The sequence below is a fragment of the Pandoraea anapnoica genome (genome assembly GCF_902459765.1).
GTDB lineage: Bacteria > Pseudomonadota > Gammaproteobacteria > Burkholderiales > Burkholderiaceae > Pandoraea > Pandoraea anapnoica.
The window spans coordinates 193217-215205 of record NZ_CABPSP010000004.1 but is presented as its reverse complement, the minus strand read 5'-3'; the positions used below and the strand labels follow the sequence as shown (position 1 = coordinate 215205).

The following is a 21989-nucleotide window of genomic DNA, read 5'->3' as shown; positions in this document are numbered from 1 at the left end:
GCCGTGCAACGCCGGAGACATCGGTATGTGGAAACCGCCAGGAATGGACTACTTTGTCGGAACTTCCCGGGGGAAGAGCGACTTCGGGCCTCCGGAAACCCCGATTCGGGCTGAGTTGTTCAGCCGCGACCGGCTGGAGCAGCATGCGCTCAGTCTGGCGCGTGCGCAGCAAATCGCCGTTCATCCGCCCCGCACCCGAGCCCTGACCTCACGCGCGGCCGACAACGAGCGCGTATTGCGCAAGTGCTATGACGCAACGGCGCACGCGACCTTGCAGCGTCGCTCGATCACCCCGGCTGCGGAGTGGTTGCTGGACAACTTCCGCACCGTCTCCGACCAGTTCAGAGAAGTCCGGCACGACCTGAACACGAAGTCTTTCCGATCGTTGCCACGGCTGCTAAATGGCCCACTGCGTGGCCTGCCGCGTATCTATGGCGTGCTCTGGGCCTTCGTGGCGCACACAGACAGTCGTTTCGATCCTGCACTACTCACGTGCTTTTTGCTCGCCTATCAGAAGGTCGAACCGCTAAGCATGGCGGAACTCTGGGCCATGCCGCTCACCCTGCGCGCCGTGATGATCGAGAATCTCCGGCGCCTGTGCGCGCAAGTCACGCGAGCTCAGGTGAATCGTCAGGCCGCTGACCGATATGCGGACGATCTGCTCGCGCATAAGGCGTCTGCGTCCCCCGCTGCCGATGATGCACCGAAGGCCGCTGCAGCCGTCGTCGAGCCGTTCGAGCCGGCGTTTACGGTCCAGTTGATCCAGCGCCTGCGCTATCAGGACAGGTCTCTGCAATGGCTGAGCGACCAACTGGCACAGCAAGGGCAATCGGCCGACGAAGTCGTACAGGCCGAACACGCCAGTCAGGCGGCGGCCAACATGAGCGTGCGCAATGTCATCACTAGTCTGCGCGACATGCGGGCATTCGATTGGCAGCCGCTATTCGAGGAAGTCAGCCTGGTCGACGCGTATCTGCGCCAAAACGCCGGGTACGCGGAAATGGACTTTGCGACTCGAGACGGCTACCGGCACGAGATCGAGAAATTGGCGGCGAGATCCCGGTTGTCGGAGCTTGAGGTCACGCAGGCGCTGAACCTCCGAGCGGCGGCTGCGGCGGCGGGCACGGGCGATGCGACTGACGCCGAAGACATGCCGCGTCGCACAGACCCGGGCTACTATCTTCTATCTTCCGGCCGTGGTGCCTTTGAGCGCGAGATCGCCTATCGTGTGCCGATCACCCAACGCTGGCGCCTGCATGACGCCCATCATCGCGCCGCGGCCTACATTCTGGGCGTTTGTCTGCTGAGTGGCCTGATCCTGGCTGTTCCCCTTTGGCTCAGCGCCATCGCGGGGGTGAGCGTCGCCGGTCTGGTGCTATTGGCTGTATGCGGTCAGTTCCCAGCATCGGAACTTGCCGTTCTGCTCATCGAACGCACATTGACCCGATTGATTCCTCCGCGTCATTTGCCGCGCCTTGAACTGGCCGACGGTATTACGCGTGAACTCAGCACCTTCGTTGTCGTGCCGATGATGCTGACGAACGAGGCGGACATTGCTGCACAGGTCGCTCAGTTGGAAGTGCATTATCTGGCGAATCCCAAGGGTGATGTCCGGTTTGCTCTGCTCTCCGATTGGCGGGATGCCGATGAGGAACACATCGAAAGCGACATGCCACTGCTGGCCGCCGCCAGTGCCCGCATCGCGGCACTGAATTCCCGCTATGCAGAGGGGACCTCCAACACGCCCCGCTTCTTCCTGTTCCATCGCAGGCGGCTTTGGAATGAAACGCAGCGCAAATGGCTGGCATGGGAGCGCAAACGAGGCAAACTCCACGAGTTCAACCGGTTGCTTCGAGGTGCCACCGACACCTCGTTCATGACGATTGACGCACACGCGCCATGGGCACCTCCCGGCGTGCGGTACGTCATCACGCTCGACAGCGACACGCGTCTGCCGATTGACGCCGTGCGGCAGCTCGTCGGCACTGCGGCGCACCCACTGAACCGTCCTTACATCGATCCGGGCTCTCGGCGTGTGGTTGCCGGCTACGGCATCCTCCAACCGCGCATCACGCCAACATTGCCCACGATGAGCGAAGGAACCATTTATTCACGTCTGTTCTCAGGGCGCTATGGCATCGACCCCTATGCCGGCGCCGTGTCCGACGTATATCAGGATTTACTTGGCGAGGGCAGCTACGTTGGCAAAGGCCTGTACGACGTCGACGCTTTCGAGTCCTCGCTTGCGGGGCGAATTCCGGAGAACACGATTCTCAGTCATGACCTTTTCGAAGGCAATTTCGCCCGATGTGGATTGGTCACCGATATCGAGCTGTTCGAGGACTTCCCGTCCCATGCTCAGGTGGCTGCTGCGCGGCTGCACCGGTGGATCCGGGGCGACTGGCAGCTTTTGCCATGGATCGTCGGCAAGCGCGGCGGTGCGACTCCGGCCGCAGCGCGGTGGAAGATGCTCGACAATTTGCGCCGCTCCATTACCGCGCCCGCGGCGCTGGCCACGCTGCTGTGCGCGTGGACAGTCGCGCAGGCGCCTGTCGGGATCTGGTCGGCACTGGTGGTGCTTGCGATTTCCGCCCCAGCGCTATTTCTGATAGCGACAGGCCTGATCCCGTCACAGACCGGCATTTCGATGCCGAGCCACTGGCGCGCGGTTGGCCGCGACATGTGCAGCGGCGTCGAGCGAACCTTGATCGTGGCCTCGATGTTGGCCAACCACGCGTGGCTCGCCATCGACGCCATCGCACGCACGCTGTTCAGGCTGACCGTCTCGCGACGCCGATTGCTCGAGTGGGTGACGGCGGCACAGGTCAAGCTGCACACCGGACGCTCGGTGGGCAACTTTCTCTGGTCGTTTCGCGGCGCCATCACGCTCACGGCGCTGTGCACGGCTATCGTTGCATGGCTCAGACCTGCAAGCCTCCCGTGGGCGGCCCCTTTTCTGATCCTCTGGAGTCTCTCTCCGTTTGTCGCCCAATGGATCAGCCGCCGGCCGGCCCCCACGCGCCCGTCCCTCGTCCTCACGGAGGATAACCCCGCCCTGCGAATGGCTGGCCGGCGTATCTGGCGCTTTTTTTCCACCTTTGTCGACGACGACAATCATCAGCTCCCGCCTGACAACTTCCAGGAAGACCCGCGCCCCGTGGTGGCGCATCGAAGTTCACCCACCAACTTCGGCCTCTATCTGCTGTCGGCGCTGTCTGCGCGCGACTTCGGCTGGATTGGCGTGACGGAGACGCTAGAGCGCCTGGAGCGAACCCTTGGCACGATGTCGACGCTTGCGCGCTACCAGGGGCATTTTTTCAACTGGTACGACACCCGCGACCTCAGCGCGCTGGCCCCGCAATATGTGTCGAGCGTCGACAGCGGCAATTTGGCCGGCCATCTGCTCGTCGTCGCGAGCGCATGCGAAGACATTCCCCTTGAGCCGGTATTTTCCCGCGCGCAACTCGATGGAATTCTCGACACGGTCGCCCTGCTGCGCGACGCCATCGCCCACGAGAGCGACGACCGGAGAACGCTTACGGTGAATCGCACTCACCTGTACGAAGAACTCGATGCGCTGGAACTCATGCTCCTCCAGCCGGCACCGTCCAAACCGGTCGATGTCATCGCTGACGCATCCGAAGGCTGGCGCCGGCGCTGGAATGCGATCGACCAGCTTGTGACCACCCTACTCGATCTCGCTCAGACATTCGTGAACGAACGCGGTGACGCGGCGCATAGCGAAGTGCTCTACTGGGTCGGCGCAATCCGTAGCGACGTGAAGAGTCACGTGCGTGACCTTGCGCCGGACGTGTCGCCTGAGGGCGAATCGCTTCATTACTTCACACTGTCACCTTTGCCTGGCCCGGACATCGTGAAACGGTTCGAAGCCGTTGCGACATTGGCGCGCCGGTTGTTCGACGAGATGGATTTCCGCTTCCTGTACGCGGCCGACAGACGCTTGTTCTCGATCGGCTATCGAGTGGCAGACGCCGAACTGGACAACTCATACTACGATCTACTCGCATCCGAAGCTCGCTTGACAAGCTTCATCGCCATTGCCAAGGGCGATGTGCCGGCAACGCACTGGTTCCGGCTCGGGCGCATCATGACGCCTTACGGCAAGGCCGCGGTGTTGATGTCATGGTCCGGTTCGATGTTCGAGTACCTGATGCCGTCGCTCGTGATGGACTATCCGCATAGAAGCCTGCTGGATTCAACGTGCGAGCTTGCCGTGGCAAGTCAGATTGCCTATGGGAAGGCGCGGAATGTGCCATGGGGCATCTCCGAGTCAGCCTGCAACATACGCGACCGCGCGCTGACTTATCAATACTCGGATTTCGGGGTACCCGAGTTGGCATTGAAGCGTGGGCTGGCGCGGTCTCTCGTGATCGCGCCCTACGCTACGGTGCTCGCCGCAATGTACGACTTGCCGCACGCCGTGGCCAACCTGAAGCGGCTCGATGGTGTTGGCGCTCGCGGTGTCTTCGGTTATTACGACGCCATTGACTACACCGCTTCGCGGCTACCGAAAAACTGTAACGCCGTTCCGGTTCGCACCTACATGGCCCATCATCAGGGCATGTCGCTGGTCGCGTTGACAAACGTGCTGTTCGGCGACGTCATGCGGCAACGCTTCCATCGTCAGCCCGTCGTGAGGGCCGCTGATTTGCTCTTGCATGAGGCGAACCCGCGCGAAATCAGCGCGGTGGATCTCGCGCCCGACATCGCGGACACGCCAACGGGTGTCGAGGCGATTGTGCCGGTCATGCGGCGATTCTATTCCGCAGGTCAGACCCCTCCCGCCACGCACTTGCTATCGAACGGCGAATATTCCGTCATGATCACTGCCGCCGGGTCTGGATACAGCCTATGCGGCAACGCTGCCGTGACCCGCTGGCGCGAGGACCTCACGTGCGACCTCTGGGGCAGCTATCTGTTTCTGCGGGATACGGCAAATGACGCTGTCTGGTCCGCGACCTTCCAGCCTGTCGACACCGAGCCAGACGCCTACGACGTGGCGTTCTCGGAGGATCGTGCAAGCATCGTCCGGCAGGAAGGCTCGCTTGTCTCGACACTGGAAATCATAGTGTCGCCCGAAGACAACGCCGAAGTCCGTCGCCTGTCCATCACCAATGAGGGCGCGCTGACGCGCGAAATTGAGGTCACTTCCTACGCCGAAGTCGTGCTGGCGCCGATGGCGAGCGACACGGCGCACCCTGCGTTTTCCAATCTGTTCGTCCAGACCGAATACCTGCCGGAAGTGCAGGGTCTGCTCGCCATGCGCCGCCCTCGCGGTGGCACGGATACGCCCTTGTGGGCGGCGCATGTGCTGGCGCGCTCACCGCATGGCGGCAACGTGGGCTATGAGACGGATCGGGCACGTTTCATCACACGGGGGCGAACGATTCGCGACCCGTTGGCGGTGATGGACGGCCGTCCGCTGTCGAATACGGTAGGCCCGGTACTGGATCCGATCTTCAGCCTGCGCACGCGCATTATCGTTGCTCCCGGTGGGACCGAGCATCTGGTGTTTTCTACGATGGTGGCGCCAAGCCGTGAGGCATTGCTCGATCTCACCGACAAATATCACGACCCGGCAAGCTTCCAACGCATCTCGACATTGGCGTGGACTCAGGGACAGGTCAATCTGCACTATCTGGGTATCACCGCCGATGACGCACAGCTCTTTCAGTTCATCGCCAACCGGGTGCTCTATGTGGACGCCGCTATGCGTGCAGCCGTCGAGGTGCTCAAACGCAACACGCTCAGTGCGCCATCGCTATGGCGATTTGGCATTTCCGGAGACCTGCCCATCGTACTGGTCCGGGTGGACGATCAGGACGACCGCGACATTGTCAGACAGTTGCTGCGTGCCCACGAATACTGGCAAGGCAAAGGCGTTCCGGTCGACCTCGTGATTCTTAATGAACGCAAGGTGTCTTATATCGAGGATCTGCAAGTCTCGCTTCAGACGATGGTCAGCGGCACACAGGTCACATCCGGGCCTAACGACGGCCGTGGCAGCATTTCCGTCATTCGCGCCGACGGCCTGGAGGCAGCGGAAATGACATTGTTGCTAACTGCCGCCCGTGTCGTACTCGCGGGGGCGAGACAAGGCAGCCTCGAAGAACAAGTCGTGCGCATGGGCCGTAGGATTATCCACGAGCCGTTGAATATCGGCCGAACGCGCACAACGCGTGACGATGACCTCGCTGACATGCCGTTGCCCGCCCCTGCGCTTGAGTATTTCAACGGGCTGGGTGGGTTTGCCGAGCAGGGGCGTGAGTACGTGACGGTACTCGGTCCGGGCCAGCGCACACCCGCGCCATGGCTGAACGTCATCGCCAATCCGGAATTTGGATTTCAAGTCTCCGAGTCAGGAGGCGGCTACACCTGGTCGACCAATAGCCAAGCCAATCAACTGACGCCATGGTCGAACGATCCGGTCGTCGATCCGTGCAGTGAGGCGTTCTTTTTGCGCGACGACGAAACCGGGCATCTCTGGAGCCCGACCGCATCTCCAATCCGTCTGGAGAACACCCGCTATATTGCTTCTCACGGTTTTGGATACAGTCGTTTCGAACATGCCGTGTATGGCATCAAGACCGAACTCGTGCAATTCGTGAGTTGGCACGACCCTGTCAAGCTCTCCGTACTCACCATCGAAAACCGTTCAAAGCGCCCGCGCAGACTCTCTGCTGCAGCATACGTCGAATGGGTGCTAGGTGCCGGACGTGCCCGCAATGCGCCGTTTGTCGTCTCGGAGATCGATTCCGTCACGGGGGCAATGTTCGCCACCAACGCATGGAACGGTGAATTCAGTGAGCGCATCGCCTTTCTGGACTGGCTGGGCAAGCAGTCCAGTTGGACCGGCGACCGCACAGAATTCATCGGACGCAACGGCGATCTCGCCCGTCCTGCCGGGCTGATATCCGATGCGGCGCTCAGCAATGCGACGGGCGCGGGCATGGATCCTTGCGGCGTGCTACTCACGCACATCACATTGGCCCCCGGCGAACGCGTCGAACTGACGCTTCTTCTTGGGCAGGCGAACGACCGTGACGCGGCAAGGAGATACATTCAACGCTACCGTGGGACATCGTCAGCCACGGTCTTGGCAACAGTCAAATCGGAATGGCGTGCGATTCTCACGCAGCTTCAGGTCGAGACACCGGACCGGGCGACCGATCTGATGCTTAACGGTTGGCTGCTCTATCAGGTGCTGTCTTGCCGCATGTGGGCGCGTGCCGCGTTCTATCAGGCGAGCGGCGGGTTCGGATTTCGCGATCAACTGCAGGATTGCATGGCGCTGTGCCATGCGCGCCCCGATCTTGCCCGGGCGCATTTGCTCCAGGCGGCCGCAAGGCAATTTGTCGAGGGGGATGTGCAGCATTGGTGGCATCCGCCCTCAGGTCGTGGCGTGCGCACCCATATCTCGGACGACAGGCTTTGGCTACCGTACTCGGTCAATCATTACGTCAGAGTGACGGGTGACGCGAAGATCCTCGATGAGCCAGTGCCCTATCTGGAGGGACGCCCTGTCCCCGACACCGAAGAGAATGCGTATTACGTGCCGACAGTCACAGCGCAGAGCGGAACCCTGTTCGAGCATTGCCAGCGGGCCATCGATTGCAGTCTCGCAACAGGCACTCACGGCCTGCCGCTCATCGGCGGGGGCGACTGGAACGACGGTCTGAATCGCGTCGGGATGGAAGGCAAAGGCGAAAGCATCTGGCTTGGCTGGTTCCTGCATGCCACCGCGTTGCCCTTCGCCGATTTGGCGCAGACGCGCGGAGAGGTCGACGCTGCAGCGCGATGGCGGGCGCACGCTGAGCGTTTGCATGCCGCGCTAAACAATGGCGCCTGGGATGGCGCATGGTACCTGCGAGCCTACTTCGATGACGGAACACCGCTCGGCACGGCGGGCGATGCGGAGTGTCGTATCGATTCGATTGCTCAGAGCTGGAGTGTGATTTCCGGGGCGGGAGATGTAGACCGGCAGCGTCGGGCGATGGAATCTGTCGAGCACTATCTGGTACGCCCGGGCGACGACCTCATCCTGCTATTGACACCACCGTTCGACAAGATGGCGCGAGATCCCGGGTACATCAAGGGATACCTGCCCGGCATTCGGGAAAACGGCGGGCAATACACGCATGCCGCCACCTGGTGCATGATCGCATACGCGAAAATTGGCGACGGGAACCGTGCCGGCGACATGCTCAAGATGCTCAACCCCATCAATCATGCCGACACGCGCGCCGGTGTGCATGCCTACAAGGTGGAGCCTTACGTTATGGCCGGGGACATTTACGCCTCCCCAACGCACGTGCGTCGAGGTGGTTGGACCTGGTACACCGGCGCTGCGGGGTGGATGCATCGCGGTACCGTGGAGTCCATTCTGGGGCTGGACAAGCGCGGCAACGCACTGCGCATTGCACCGTGCATTCCGCATGAGTGGCGCGGGTATCGCTTTAGCTACCAATTTGGCGAATCCCGTTATCTCATTTCTGTGACCAATCCGCATGGCCAGAGTCAAGGCCACGCATCCGTCACTGTCGATGGGCAACTTTTGGAAGGCAACGATCCAGACATACCGCTGGTCGACGACGGACGTACTCACCGAGTGCAGGTCAGTCTTCTTCCGCAGGTGTAGCTTTGCTGCGCCGCCGGATACCTGTCACACCCGATCTGAATCTTAGAGACGGCGGCCTCCAGCTCCTGCACTTCGGCCGGGGTCAGCGTCACCTCGGCGGTGCGCAGGTTCTCGTTCAGATGGGCCAGCTTGGTGGTGCCCGGAATCGGCACGACTGGCGCAACAGCCGTTGTCGTTGGTGACGGCGCGGTGGGGCTGCTCGGCGGGCTTTCTGGCAAGCAGATGGGCGCACTAAAATGTTGTCCACATTGATGGACAAAAATTAGGGTGTCGATGCCGTCGCAAAATATTTAAGGCATTGATTTTATTAATTTTTCAAGGTGGTTGCGAGCACCCTGCTTTGTGTCCGCCAACTTCATAGCGCAGAATTTTTGCGTGATTGAAGCAATGCATGGGATACAGGTGGTCGGAGGTTCAACTCTTTTCGTCACGGCCCTATCTTTGCGCCACTGGACGGAAGGTCGGCCTTACCCGGCGAAAGCAAAACGGTCTCCGTGTGCGTTCCGCGCCACTTCGTAACTTCCGCGTTGGCTGTCAACCTATTGGCTCGCAAAATCGGTCGAGCCACGTCATACAGTCGGTCGGGATCAGGGCCGTACATGTATAGATAGCCATCATTGCCATCGAGGTGTAATTCGCTTTCGCTCAGTTCCCCTACCATGGCACGTCTGATCGCTTCCCCAAGCCGTGCCTCAAGCTTCCTAAGGGTTGCGTAGTCCGTTCGGTAGTAATCAAAATGAACCATAACGGCCGGCCCGGAATGTTTCTCGGATTGATCAATCGCCAGTGCATTGCTCGAGTTGCCAGCAAATGATGCGACGCAGAGAAGAAAGGCAAGCGCTGAAGTTCGAAACATCGGCAATGTTATTCGGGTAGGAAGTCCCCGATTGTGCTTGACCTTGACGATGCCGTCGACCCCTCCGAATTTCGTCATGCAAACCTCCCGCCCGTCGCGCGAAGCGTCTGCACCGCATCGACACGAAGATTGATCTGATGCGGCTCCGACACGTATGCGCCATGCAACCCGGCGGCCTCAGATGCTATCCTCCGAGTGACACATTTACCTCGCCCTCGCGCAGCCATGTCCAGCAAAATTGCTTACGACTTCCACGACCAGATTGGCCATCTTCTCCGACGCGCCTACCAACGCCATGTTTCGATCTTCCAAAACGCCATTCCCGATTCGGACCTGACCGCCGCGCAATTCGTCGCGCTGTGCACCGTCAAGGAAAAGCAATCGTGCTCCCTGAATGACATCGTCAAGACGACCGCCATCGATCAAGCCACCATTCGCGGGGTCATCGAGCGTCTCAAAGCACGGAACCTGATCGACGTGGAGCCCGATCCGTCCGACGGCCGCAAGCTGCTGGTAAGAGCCACGCCCGACGGGCTTGCGCTCATCGAGCGAACCGTTCCGTTCGCGGAAGACGTCACCGAGCGCACCTACGGCGCGCTCAACCCGGCAGAGCGCGTCGCGCTGATGTTCCTGCTGCGCAAAATGATGGATACCGACTCGGCGCAATGAGCGCGAGCGCTACGGCATTTCGTCGTGGCAAGGCTTTCAGACCCGTTGTTCGGACGGACGAATCAGACGATCTTCCCGTGCCAACGCCGCGCGTACGGTCTCAGGCGTGAACGGCGGCGCGTAAATTCGCACCCCCGTGGCATCGAAGATCGCATTGGCAAGTGCCGCCGGACCGGGCACCGACGCCGACTCCCCTGCCCCCATCGGCGGCTCGCCCTGCCTCGGCATCAACACCACGTCCAGATGCGGAAGCTCCGCAAACGTCAATATCGGATACCCGCCCCATTCCCGACCGGCAGGACGTCCGTCGACGAATCGCACGCGCTCCTTGAGCGACCGGCTCAGCACCTGAACCACGTTCCCATGCAACTGATGACGCACCCCGTCCGGATTGACCATCGTGCCCGTATCCTGCCCCACGGTCACCCGCTCGACTCGCACCTCTCCCGTCAGACGATCCACGACCACGTCGGCAATCCACGCCGACCACGCCGCACCGAACCCTGGAAAACGGCTATGCACGTAGCGGGCATACGCCACCCCACGCCCGCGAACGAACCGCTCGTCGTTATCCCATCGTGAGATGTCGTGCGACCTGGGTGTCCATGCTGCACGCTCGGCCACCGCTTTGAGCAGTTCGACGGCACGCGCATCGTCCAGATGCCGCAGTTTGAATGCCAGTGGATCGTGCCCTGTGGCCCACGCCATCTCGTCGGCAAAGGCGTCGTGCGCGAACGAATTCGGCAACGCCGAGACCCCGCGAAACCATGACGCGCGCACCAGCGGCGCCATGTCGTCGCACACGAAGCGCCGATGGGCGCTCACGTACGGGGACACCGCCGTGCGATCCCCCATCTCGAACACACGGGCCTGCGCAGAGACGATGCCGGTAAGCAGCGAGGCCAGCATCGGTGCGTCGTTGGAGGGATAACGCGTCGCGAAGTCGTATGCGAGCAACTCGCCGTCGTGCGTCGCCGCGCCGCTCACCGTCATCACCTGGCCGGTGCCTTTCGGCTCCCACAAATGTTCGTCGGCACGCGACAGTTGCACGCGTACCGGCGCACCGACCGCCCTGGAGAGCAGCAGCGCATCGCCGCAGACATCGTCGGCGCAATTGCGTCCATAACAACCCGATGCTTCCATTCGCACGATATCGATGTCCGCTTCGTCTCTGGCGATCAACTGCGCGAGATCGAAGCGCAACGACACGGGGTTCTGCGTGCCCGACCAGACGGTGATTCGTCCTTCGCCGCGCGCCCGGTAATCGGCGACGGCGCAGGAGGGGCCGATGGACCCGTGCATCTGGTACGGCCACGCGTAAGTCCGGGAAAGCTTGACGACATCGTCGCGCGCGAGCATGGCATCGACGTCGCCCTCGCTCAGCAGCGGACGCCTCACAGCAGGCGCCGCTGCAATGGTAGCGGCGGTATCGTCCATCGACGGCAAAGCAGGCAAAGGTTTCCACCTGACGCGCAACGCCTGTGCCGCCTGCATCGCCTGCTCCTCGCGTTGCGCCACCACGCCTACGAAATCCCCGATCACCACGACCGCGCGAACGCCGGGCATTTGCATGACGGCATCTTTGTCGACCGACTCAAGCAAATTGCCGACAAATGCGCCAGCATCGATGCCGCTGTACGGCGGGCGGACCACTCTCGCGTGCAACATGCCGGGCACCCGCACGTCATGCACGAAGGTCAGCTCGCCTGTGGCCTTGGCCGGCAGATCGACACGCGGCGCGGACTTGCCTACGACGCGATAAGTCGCGGGGTCCTTCACCGGTGCATCCAGATCGAGTGGGAGAACAACCGTCTCGCCGCGCACCAGTTCCGCGAACGTCGCCTTGAATGTTTCACCTTCCCCGGTGGTGCCGACGATTTCCCTTGCACCGCAATGCAATTGATCAACGTCGATGCCGGATCGGCGCGAGGCCATCGCCAGCAATTCGCGTCGTGCCTGCGCCGCAGCACATCGCAATGGCACCGAAGAAATCTGAATCGTGGCGCTCGCTATCGTCGGCCCTTGGTTGGGTGTCGCAGCCGTGTGCCCCAGATGTATCTCGACGTCTTCAGCAAGCACGTCCAGTTCTTCCGCTACGATTTGCCCAAGCGAGGTCCGAATGCCCGTGCCGAGATCGACGTGGCCGTTAAAGCCAAGAATGCGGCCATCGTCGAGAATCGCCACGAAGATCTCTGCGACATCGGGTACAAACTTCGAATGACTGCCCGGCTGTCCGGGCGCAGGGATGACCGGCGTAACCGGCTGCCTGACAACGAGCAGACAACCGTCGCGTACGAGCAATTCGGAGCGATTCACGAAAGCGGATTCCTGTAATGCGGCAGGGGCAACATGCACGCTGCCGGTAGCCCACGATAAAAGGACCATTTCGGGGCGTCAATCGAGACCTTCCGCGATAGCCGATCGGTGGCAGTCCCGACCGCTCAGGGATTGCGCCGTTCGATGACCTGAACCGCATCCGACAGCGGCATCACCGCCGCATACTTTTGCTGCATGTCGAACAGACTTGCCTCGTGCGGGCCGATCGCACGATCCCCGACACAATCCGCCAACACGATCGGACGCAAGCCGAACGACATCGCGTCGACCACACTCGCACGGACGCAGCCGCTGGTCACGGCACCGGCAACGAGCAACGTCTGGATACCGCGCTGCGCCAGCCACGGTGCGAGCTGCGTGCCAAAGAAGGCCGACGGCACGACCTTGCGCACCACGAGCTCGCCTTGAATCGGCGTGAGTTCCGGCACGATGGCACTGTTCGGATTGTGTTCGGTCAACGTTGCCATACCAGGCACCTTCATCGAGAAGATGTTGTCGTCGCTACCGTCGTCCGCATAGACGATGCGGCTGTGCGCCACCGGCCATCCGTTCAGGCGCGCGACAGCCAGTGCATCGACAGTGCGTGAAATGGCCGACGGGATGTTGCCGCCCCCGAAGACCTCGGGATCGGCGAAGCCGACCACCAGATCGACGATCAGCAACGCAACGTTGCCTTGCGGGGCCAGCGACGTGCCGAAGCCCTGGCGTTGATAGACGCCGGATTCGGCGTGATGCGATATGTCACTCATGGCGAATAGGTATCGGTATCTGGTTGAAAAACGTGGAATGTTTCGATCACTCGTAGACGATGCGCCCTTCGCGCACCATAACGTCGTCGTCGAGCGAGACCGTGCAGTGGCGCAACGGGATGTCGATGTGACACGTCGTTGTCCGGGTGCCGCCGCCTTCGTTGTTCGGGCCCAGCGAGAACAGGAAATTACCTTCGAATGCACGGGCATCCATGCCGATGGTCGCTTCGCGGTCGTACAGCCCGAGCGTCGACCATCGCGCACGCGGTTGTAGCCCCCACCCGATGTGCGAGATCGCATAGCCCTCCGGGTCCCGGAAGGTTTCCATGTAGTCGCGCAGCAAAGCCGCATCGACCCCGCCTTCGATCCGGGTGGCGTACCCCTTCTCGACGCTCAGGCGAATCGGCTCCGTCACATAGCGCTTCTGCGGCAACAGAATGTCGCCGCGGTCGATCACGATAGTGCCGTGCGCCATGTGGTCGTTCGGATAGGACAGTGCGAAGCCGCTCGGCCAATGGTCCCATCGCCCTGGCTCATCGACGAAGCCGTATTCGGCGGTCGGCGCGAACTCGCCCATCGGGCAGACGAGTGACGTGCCGGCCGACGACGTCACTCGCATTTCGCGCGCCGCCCCGAGCTTTGCGGCGGCAGCCAGCACACGTGCCTTGTCGCCCTGCGTCGGCACCATGCGCGCAAGCACTTCCGGCGGCTCCACTGCCAACAGGATCTTCGTGCCGCCCTTGAGAATGTCGTGCTGCTCGGGCGAGAACAGCAGTGTCATCAGATCAAGTACGAGATCGCTGGCCTTGAGCGCCGCAATCGCCGCGCGGTTGCCTGTGAGCGGAGTGGTGCCGAGATAGGCGAGCGAGTCGCGGCTGAATGCCTTCTCGCCGTTGACCGGCTGTAGATCGAGCCGATTCGCAATTGCGCCCATCGATTGCACGGCGATCAACGCACAGCGCAACGTTTGCGGATGGGTCGATGCGCTGGTCAGCACGGTCACGTTCTGTCCGTGAGCGAGTTTCGATAACGTCAGCACCTCGCGCCACGCTTCGATCAATTGGAAGTCACTGATGGCCATTGCCGTCTCCGATGCATTGCATGTTCATGCCGCAGGCGCGTGGCCCAGCGGTGCGCCAAGGAAATCGCCGAACGCTGCAAAGAAACCGTCAGGGTTGTCCCACGGAATCATGTGGCCGGCCTCAGGCACGCGTACGTGTTGCATCGTCGGCGTTGCCCGCTGAAGCTCGGCCACGTCTTCGTCGCGTACGACATCTCCGTTCTGCGCCGTGATCAACAACGACGGCACGCGCAGTTGTGCGGCGTCGGCGAAGAAGTCATCCTGGTGGAAGCCCTCATACGATGCGAGCACTGCGCGCTCGTCACAGGTGTGGAGCCATGCGGCGCGCAACGCCAGTTGTTCGTCAGTCCACGTAGGACAGAACGCGCGCATGCCTTCGGCGTCGATGCCCGCACGCGCCAGTGCCATCGAATCCACGTACCACGGCAACTTGCCCGGATAGGCTCGACGACCGGGGCCGGATACCGGCGGGTCGACGAGTACCACCGACGCAAGCCCGCGTGGCTCACGCAGCGCCGCGCGCGCGGCAATGCGCGCGCCCATCGAATGCCCGACCAGCGCGAACCGGTCGAGCCCAAGTGCCGCGCACAGCGCCGCCACGTCGTCTGCCTGCGCATCGAGGCTGTAGTCGAGCTCGGGCGACGCGCTGGACAGTCCCCTGCCCCGCACGTCTATCACATAAGTGTCGAATACCCGGCCGAACACTTCGCCGACGAACCCCCACGTGACGGCAGGACTGGTAATGCCGGGAATCACGATGACCGCCGGGCGGTGCGAACACGCTTTGCTTGCGCCGCCATACCGGAGGTAGTGCTGACGAATGCCGTTGGCGGCGACATTCGCGCCGTATTGCAGGGTCGAAGTCATGAGAGGTGTCCTGGAGATGTCGATAGGTTCCGATAGCATCAATACGCGCCTGACAACAACGCGCCGGCACCCGGGACGACCGGCTCAAGTTCGAGCGTGCGCAACATGGCATAGGTCGTGGCAATGGCCGCTGTGATCACGGGCTTGCCGGTCATGGCTTCGACCTTCGCCACGGCGGGCAGCGACGGCATCTGCACGCAGGCGGAAAGCACGATGGCATCGGCGTCCTGATAAGGCAGCGTCTTCACGATATCGGGCAGGCGCATCGGATCGTGACGACCGACTTCGAGATTGTCTGGAATTTCGAGCGCGCGATAGGCGACGACCTCGAAGCCCTCGTTGCGGATGTAATCCACGACAAGTTCCGTCAACGGCTTCATATAAGGGGCAACGACGACGACGCGCTTGGCGCCGATCACATGTAGCGCATCGACCAAAGCACCTGCACTTGTCAACACCGGTGCCTCTGCGCCATTGGCGATGGTCTGCTGCGTCAGGCGCTTTTGCGACACGCGATGGTAGCCATGGCCCATCGCCATGATCGCCACAAGACAGGCATAGCCGAGCACATCGACACGGGCGTCGCTCAGCTCGACTGCGCAGCGATCCGATTCGGCATCCATAGCCGCTAACTCCTCCTTCACCACCTTCTTCATGCGCATGCGACTCGAATGGAACGTGAACCGCTCAGGCCGGATCGCTTCGCGCAAACGGAACATGGCCGGTATCTCGGTTTCCATCGTGGTGTTCGAACTCGGCACGATCTGGCCGATGCGGTAACGCTTGGTCATGAGGAGAGTCTCCCAAAGGGGGTCGATGATGTTTTGCGTAAAGTCTAGTGTATGCGCTATATGCTAGCAACCCTGCAAAAATAAGTTTTCCAAGATTTTTCCTGAGAAAAATCAAATAAATTTGGCGCTTTTTCTTATTGTGTAAGTGCAAACCCTAGGTCGTTTGTTTTGTGGTTGCGATGGATTTTTGTAATGTGTACGCTTTAAATAATCCAATCCAACCACCTGGGCGGCTACCTCGATGCAGGTATGTCGGCCACACGATCAGGAGCCTCCATGAACAAGCCCCGTATCGCCATCATTGGCGCAGGTCTGGGCGGCACGGCCGCCGCAGGTCTCTTGCAGCGCAGCGGCTACGACGTCGCGCTTTACGAACAGGCCCCCGCTTTCTCCCGACTGGGCGCGGGGATTCACCTGGGGCCGAACGTGATGAAGATCATGCGCCGCCTGGGCATCGAGGACGCGCTCAACGTCATGGGGTCGCATCCGGATTTCTGGTTCAGCCGCGACGCAAGGACGGCTGACCCCATTGCGCAGATCCCGCTGGGCGACTACGCCCTGAAGACATACGGCGCGACCTATCTGACAGTGCATCGTGGCGACTTCCATGAGCTGATGACCCGGGCGGTGACGCCGGGCACGATCCGCTTCGGCAAATGCCTTAGTACGGTGGAAGACACTGGCAGTGAAGTGCGCATGACGTTTGCCGACGGCAGTGTCGAGACAGCGGACATTCTGATGGGCGCTGACGGCGTGAATTCAAAGATTCGCGAGCATTTGCTGGGCGCCGAGCCGCCGCGATACACGGGATACGTTGCGCACCGTGCCGTGTTCCCCGCGTCGCTCCTGAACAACAAGCCGTACGACATGTGCGTGAAGTGGTGGTCGGAGGACCGTCACATGATGGTCTACTACGTCACCGAGAAGAAAGACGAGTATTACTACGTCACCGGTGTGCCGCAGAAGGAATGGCCGGAAGGCGTGTCGATGCTGCCGAGCAGCCGTGAGGAAATGCTCGCGGCGTTCGACGGCTACCACCGTGACGTCCAGCATCTGATCGAAGTCTCGCCGACGATCACGAAATGGCCGTTGCTTGAGCGCGATCCGCTTCCGGTGTGGAGCCGTGGCCGGCTGGTGCTGCTTGGCGACGCCTGCCATCCGATGAAGCCGCACATGGCGCAAGGTGCTGCGATGGCTATCGAAGACGCCGCCATGCTCACCCGCTGTCTCGACGAAGTCGGTGTCGGCGATTATTCGGACGCATTCGCTCTCTACGAGGCGAATCGTGCTGCGCGGGCGTCGGAGGTGCAGCGCGTCTCCCACAACAACACGTGGCTGCGCACCAATGAAGACCCGGCGTGGGTATTCGGCTACGATGTCTTCACGACGCCGCTCGTCCCCGCATCGTCACGTACGGTCGCGCCGCCGCTGACGGCCGCCGCCTGAGTCGGGAACGAGGTTTGCATAATCCCGGGAGGGTGGCGAGATTGTCACCCTCATGCTTATCTTTGCGAGTCAGCCGATGGCTTTACCCAGTCCCGCGACGGGACCTGCGACCTTGCGCGTGAACGGTGCAACGCACACCGTTGGCGATGCGTCCCCGCAGACACCGCTACTGTATGTGCTGCGGAACGACCTCGAACTCAACGGCCCTAAGTACGGATGCGGCCTGGGGCAATGCGGCGCGTGCACCGTGCTGGTTGACGGGCAGCCGACGCGCTCGTGTGTGGTGCCGGTCAGCATTGCGCGGGGTCGCGAAATCACCACACTCGAAGGCCTGGGCGGCACAACCTCGCTGCACCCCATTCAGCGCGCCTTCATCGACGAGCAGGCAGCGCAATGCGGCTATTGCCTGAACGGCATGATCATGAGCACGAAGGCGTTGCTCGATCGCAATCCTTCGCCCAACACCGCCGAGATTCACGACGCGCTACGCTTCAACCTGTGCCGATGCGGCACGCATTACGAAATCGTCAGAGCCGTGCATCGCGCGGCGCAATACCTACAAGATGACAAGAATCGATGATGCGTCACCCGAAAATGGCCGCGACGGTCGCCCTGCGTCGACTTCCGGGATGCCGAACGCGGCGGAAGCTGCGGGCGCTGCGGACACAACAGGCGTTTCAAGGGAAGTTGGCGGCCGGAAGGTAGGAAGCGACGTAGCGCACGCCTCTACTGCACCTGAACACACGGCACAGCACGCCGTCTATTCATGGCCCACGAAACACGGTGGTGCCATCGCGCAGCTCGAAATCAGCGCGGATACTCGCGACGACGGCTCGTTGCAGACGTGGCGTTACCGGGCCAAAGTGCTCGGTCCAGCCGTGCTTGCCGGCGACACCTCGCCACCACAAGCCGCAGCGCACTCGCCGCACCACCTTCCGCCATATCGCTACGAGAGCGTTGCATCGGAGGTGATCGATCCGGCGCAACGGATACCGGCGACGGCACATGCATTCGCTCGCGAATCGTTCATCGACGAAGCGGCCGCTCGGGCAGACGAGGACCCGGTGAACTTTCGTCTGCGCCATCTGGCATCGGAGGGCAACGAGGGCCCGCGCGAAGTCATCCGCATGGTCGCGCAGCGCGCTGCATGGGGCATGCCGTCTGGCGCCGACGCGCAGGGTGTCCCGAAAGGATGGCAGCGCGGCCGCGGATTTGCTTTCGATGGGCAAACATCGAAAGCCGCCTCGAACGCCGAAGCCGACACCTGGTCTGCGTGGATCGTCGACCTTGACGTCAACCCGGTGTCGGGCGAGATCGCCCTGCGGCGCGTGGTTGCCGCGCAAGCCAGTGGGCGCCCCGGCGAGGCGGCGGCCGTCGACGGACTGCCTGCCGAACAGATCGCCGATGCCGTGCGGCATGCCCTCGGCGCGACATGGCGAATGTCGGCGTCGCCCGATGAGATCGGCACATCTACCGATGAACACGCCGTCATGAGGTATGTTGGCGAAACGTCAGAGACGCCTTCCGGTGCCGTTATGCTTCCCCCTGCGGACGCAGAGCGGCTCGCAGGCGCTGCCGCGCCTGCCGCCGCCGCCATTGCGAATGCCCTGTTCGATGCAACGGGCATCCGTTTGCGCCGACCGCCGTTTACCCCCGAGAATCTGCGCGCGACGCTGCGCAAGCCGGTCGATGTCGTGCGCCCTGCGCCTGGCGCGAAAAAGCGAGGACGCCTCCCCCAACGCTGGCCGCGATGGCTTGCCGGCGGAGCAATCGCCGGGATTGGCGGACTCGCCAGCGTCATGTTTTTCGGTGCCGCCGAAATCGCCCCCATCGCAGCCCCCGACAACACGCTGTGGTCGATGGCAACACTGGAGCGCGGGCGGCAGATCGCATTGGCCGGTGACTGTGCGGTCTGCCACACTGCCGCCAAAGGCGCGACCAATGCCGGGGGCCTCGCGCTCGAAACACCGTTCGGCACTGTCTACTCGACGAACATCACCCCCGATCCAGACGCGGGCATCGGGCGCTGGTCCTACGCTGCCTTTGCGCGCGCGATGCGCGAAGGCATCTCGCGCGACGGATCGCATCTCTACCCGGCGTTTCCCTACACGGCCTTCGCCAAAATGAGCGAGCCGGACATGCTCGCGCTCTACGCCTATCTGATGTCGCAGCCAGCGGTGGCAAACACCCCACCCAAGACTGAACTGCCATTCCCGTTAAACCGGCGGCGTCTCGTGGCCGGGTGGAACTGGCTCTATCACGACACCACCGAGTACCGTCCCGACCCGTCGCAATCCGCGCTATGGAATCGCGGGCGCTATCTCGTCGATGGCGCTGGCCATTGCGGCGCATGCCATACGCCGCGCAACATGCTCGGCGCGGAACAGGCGAAGCAGTATCTCGGGGGTGGTGAGGTCGAAGGATGGCGAGCACCGCCGTTAGTGGCCTCAAAGGAGTCGCCGGTGCCATGGACGGAGCCCGCACTGTTCGATTACTTGCGCACCGGCTTCTCACATGAGCATGGCGTCGCTGCTGGCCCCATGGCGCCCGTGGTCGCCGGACTCGCGGCACTGCCCGAAACGGATGTGCGTGCCATCGCACACTATCTTGCGTCGCTCTCGCCGACGACGGAGGCATCGAAGGTTGCCGAGATCGCCCGCCAGCGTACCAAGGGTGCCGACGTTGCGACGACGCTCGGCCTTGAGAGTGGTCGGCGCACCTTCGAAGCGGCCTGCGCCGTTTGCCACACGGACAGCGGGGGTGTCGGTCACTTCGGCGTTCGTCCGCTCATGGGGCTGAACAGCAGCGTGAGTCAGGCTACACCGGACAACTTGATGCACGTACTCATGAACGGCATCGACCAACCGGCCACGGAGGCGCTTGGCTACATGCCGGGTTTTCGCGACGCATTCGACGACCGGCAAATAGCTGAACTTGCCGCTTTCATTCGCGCCCGGTACGCGCCCGATCAGCCTCCATGGCCGGACCTGGAGACGTCGGCTGCACACGCTCGCAACGTGCATTCGCAGTGACTAAACGTCGACACGCGCTCCATCGCACGCCATAAAAAAGGGCCGACATTTTCGTCGGCCCTTCCCCTTCGTACCTGTGTTCCTGCTCATTGTGCGCGCCGGGCTGGCCGGCGCGATCTCCCGGACGAATTCGCTCAACGATTGACCAGTTGCTTCGGGTAGGAGAGCGCGAGCACGCACCCGATCAGCATGCAAACGCCGAAGCCGTAGATCCCGGCGGATTGGGAGTGGAACGTGTCGCGCAGCCAGCCAATGAAATACGTGCTGCCGAAGCCACCCAGATTGGCCAGCGAGCATGCGAAGGCAATACCTGCGGCGGCGGCGGAGCCTTTGAGGAACGTGGAAGGCAACGCCCAGACGACTGGCATCGCTGCGGCAGCGCCCAAGTTAATCAGCGAGAACAACACGAGGGTCATGGCGGTGCCGTGCTGTCCCGTCGCAAAGATGAACATCGCGATGGCCGAAACCATGAACGGCAGCACGATATGCCAGCGTCGCTCGCGGCGCTTATCCGAGCTGGCGCCCCAAACGAGCACCCCCACCACAGCCACCGCATTCGGAATTCCCATTAGCCATCCGATCGTGTACGGATCGCGAACACCGGTGTCCTTCAGGATCGTCGGCAACCAGAAGCTCACGCCATACAGGCCAAGCAGCACGCAAAGATCAATCAATCCCAATGCCCAGACCTTCGGATCGGTGAATGCTGCACTGAGATTGTGGCTTTTATGTGCGCTGGCATCCTTGTCGAGATTGGCGGTGAGCACCGCCTTCTCCTCCGCCGACAGCCACCGTGCCGAGGCAATGCCGTTGGGCAGATACATGAAGATCGCCACCCCCAGAAGAATCGACGGCAGCGCCTCGAGCACAAATAACCACTGCCAGCCGCCGAACCCGTGAGCGCCGTCGAACATGGACATGATCCAACCGGAGATCGGGCTGCCAACCATGCTGGAGAGCGGGAGCCCGACCATGAAAAGCGCAATGATTCGCGCACGGCGCTCGTCCGGATACCAGTGCGTCAGATAGAGTAGGACGCCCGGCAGAAACCCGGCTTCGGCCACGCCCAGCAAGAATCTAAGGACATAGAACTGGGTGGGCGTCGTGACGAATGCGGTCGCACCCGAGAGCAAGCCCCACGTGACCATGATCCGGGCAATCCACAACTTGGCGCCGACCTTCTGCAAGATCAGATTACTGGGCACCTCGAACAGAATGTAGCCCGCGAAGAAAAGTCCGGCCCCAAGGCCGTAGACCGTGTCGCTGAACTGCAGAGCGCTGAGCATTTGCAGCTTCGCCAGACCGACATTGATCCGGTCCAGATACGCAGCGAAGTAGCACAGACAAAGAAAGGTAATCAGACGTACGGTGACTTTTCCGTAAAGCGCATCCACATTGGTAATGTGAGAGGCGGGTTGCGCAACCGGATTGGGTGTAGCGGTGTAGGACATGGCGACTTCCCGTGGCGTGAGCGGCTGAATAATGATGACGCAAGTAGCGCT

At 61.9% G+C, this 21989-nt stretch carries 12 protein-coding genes; 5 read left to right on the top strand and 7 right to left on the bottom strand.

What is annotated here, in order from left to right; translation table 11 throughout:
• Positions 1 to 43 precede the first annotated feature (43 nt).
• Positions 44 to 8659: a GH36-type glycosyl hydrolase domain-containing protein gene (locus PAN31117_RS09120; RefSeq protein WP_150737912.1), complete on the top strand. Its 8616-nt coding sequence runs from the start codon at positions 44 to 46 to the stop codon at positions 8657 to 8659.
• A gap of 427 nt (positions 8660 to 9086) precedes the next feature.
• On the opposite strand, the gene PAN31117_RS27075 is transcribed toward PAN31117_RS09120, so the two are convergent.
• The gene (locus tag PAN31117_RS27075) at positions 9087 to 9593 is read right to left on the bottom strand and encodes a hypothetical protein (RefSeq protein ID WP_174990887.1); all 507 of its coding nucleotides are present in this window, start codon (positions 9591 to 9593) and stop codon (positions 9087 to 9089) included.
• A 147-nt stretch (positions 9594 to 9740) separates the two neighbouring features.
• Here PAN31117_RS27075 and PAN31117_RS09105 point away from each other — a divergent pair, with 147 nt between their 5' ends.
• Positions 9741 to 10184 carry a MarR family winged helix-turn-helix transcriptional regulator gene (locus tag PAN31117_RS09105; protein WP_150737911.1) on the top strand — a complete coding sequence of 148 codons (444 nt, stop codon included), beginning with the start codon at positions 9741 to 9743 and terminating at the stop codon, positions 10182 to 10184.
• A gap of 36 nt (positions 10185 to 10220) precedes the next feature.
• Here the strand turns inward: PAN31117_RS09105 and PAN31117_RS09100 are convergent, their stop codons facing one another.
• The 5 genes from PAN31117_RS09100 to PAN31117_RS09080 all read right to left on the bottom strand — a co-directional run bounded on the left by PAN31117_RS09100 (position 10221) and on the right by PAN31117_RS09080 (position 16009).
• Positions 10221 to 12500, bottom strand: coding sequence for a xanthine dehydrogenase family protein molybdopterin-binding subunit (locus tag PAN31117_RS09100; protein WP_150737910.1), 2280 nt, complete (start codon positions 12498 to 12500; stop codon positions 10221 to 10223).
• Positions 12501 to 12625: 125 nt separating this feature from the next.
• Complete coding sequence (locus tag PAN31117_RS09095) at positions 12626 to 13270, bottom strand: isochorismatase family protein (RefSeq protein WP_150737909.1); 645 nt, start codon at positions 13268 to 13270, stop codon at positions 12626 to 12628.
• A gap of 46 nt (positions 13271 to 13316) precedes the next feature.
• The gene (locus PAN31117_RS09090; RefSeq protein WP_150737908.1) at positions 13317 to 14351 is read right to left on the bottom strand and encodes a 2,5-dihydroxypyridine 5,6-dioxygenase NicX family protein; all 1035 of its coding nucleotides are present in this window, start codon (positions 14349 to 14351) and stop codon (positions 13317 to 13319) included.
• 24 nt (positions 14352 to 14375) lie between these two features.
• A complete protein-coding gene (locus PAN31117_RS09085; protein ID WP_150737907.1) occupies positions 14376 to 15218 on the bottom strand; it encodes an alpha/beta fold hydrolase in 843 nt (280 codons plus the stop codon).
• A 38-nt stretch (positions 15219 to 15256) separates the two neighbouring features.
• The gene (locus PAN31117_RS09080; RefSeq protein ID WP_150737906.1) at positions 15257 to 16009 is read right to left on the bottom strand and encodes a maleate cis-trans isomerase family protein; all 753 of its coding nucleotides are present in this window, start codon (positions 16007 to 16009) and stop codon (positions 15257 to 15259) included.
• Positions 16010 to 16285: 276 nt separating this feature from the next.
• Between PAN31117_RS09080 and PAN31117_RS09075 the strand changes: the two genes are divergently transcribed.
• The 3 genes from PAN31117_RS09075 to PAN31117_RS09065 all read left to right on the top strand — a co-directional run bounded on the left by PAN31117_RS09075 (position 16286) and on the right by PAN31117_RS09065 (position 20487).
• Complete coding sequence (locus tag PAN31117_RS09075) at positions 16286 to 17455, top strand: FAD-dependent monooxygenase (protein WP_150737905.1); 1170 nt, start codon at positions 16286 to 16288, stop codon at positions 17453 to 17455.
• Positions 17456 to 17531: 76 nt separating this feature from the next.
• Positions 17532 to 18035: a (2Fe-2S)-binding protein gene (locus PAN31117_RS09070; protein ID WP_150737904.1), complete on the top strand. Its 504-nt coding sequence runs from the start codon at positions 17532 to 17534 to the stop codon at positions 18033 to 18035.
• 49 nt (positions 18036 to 18084) lie between these two features.
• Positions 18085 to 20487, top strand: coding sequence for a cytochrome c (locus PAN31117_RS09065; protein WP_150737903.1), 2403 nt, complete (start codon positions 18085 to 18087; stop codon positions 20485 to 20487).
• A 134-nt stretch (positions 20488 to 20621) separates the two neighbouring features.
• Here the strand turns inward: PAN31117_RS09065 and PAN31117_RS09060 are convergent, their stop codons facing one another.
• A complete protein-coding gene (locus PAN31117_RS09060) occupies positions 20622 to 21938 on the bottom strand; it encodes an MFS transporter (protein ID WP_150737902.1) in 1317 nt (438 codons plus the stop codon).
• Positions 21939 to 21989: the final 51 nt, after the last annotated feature.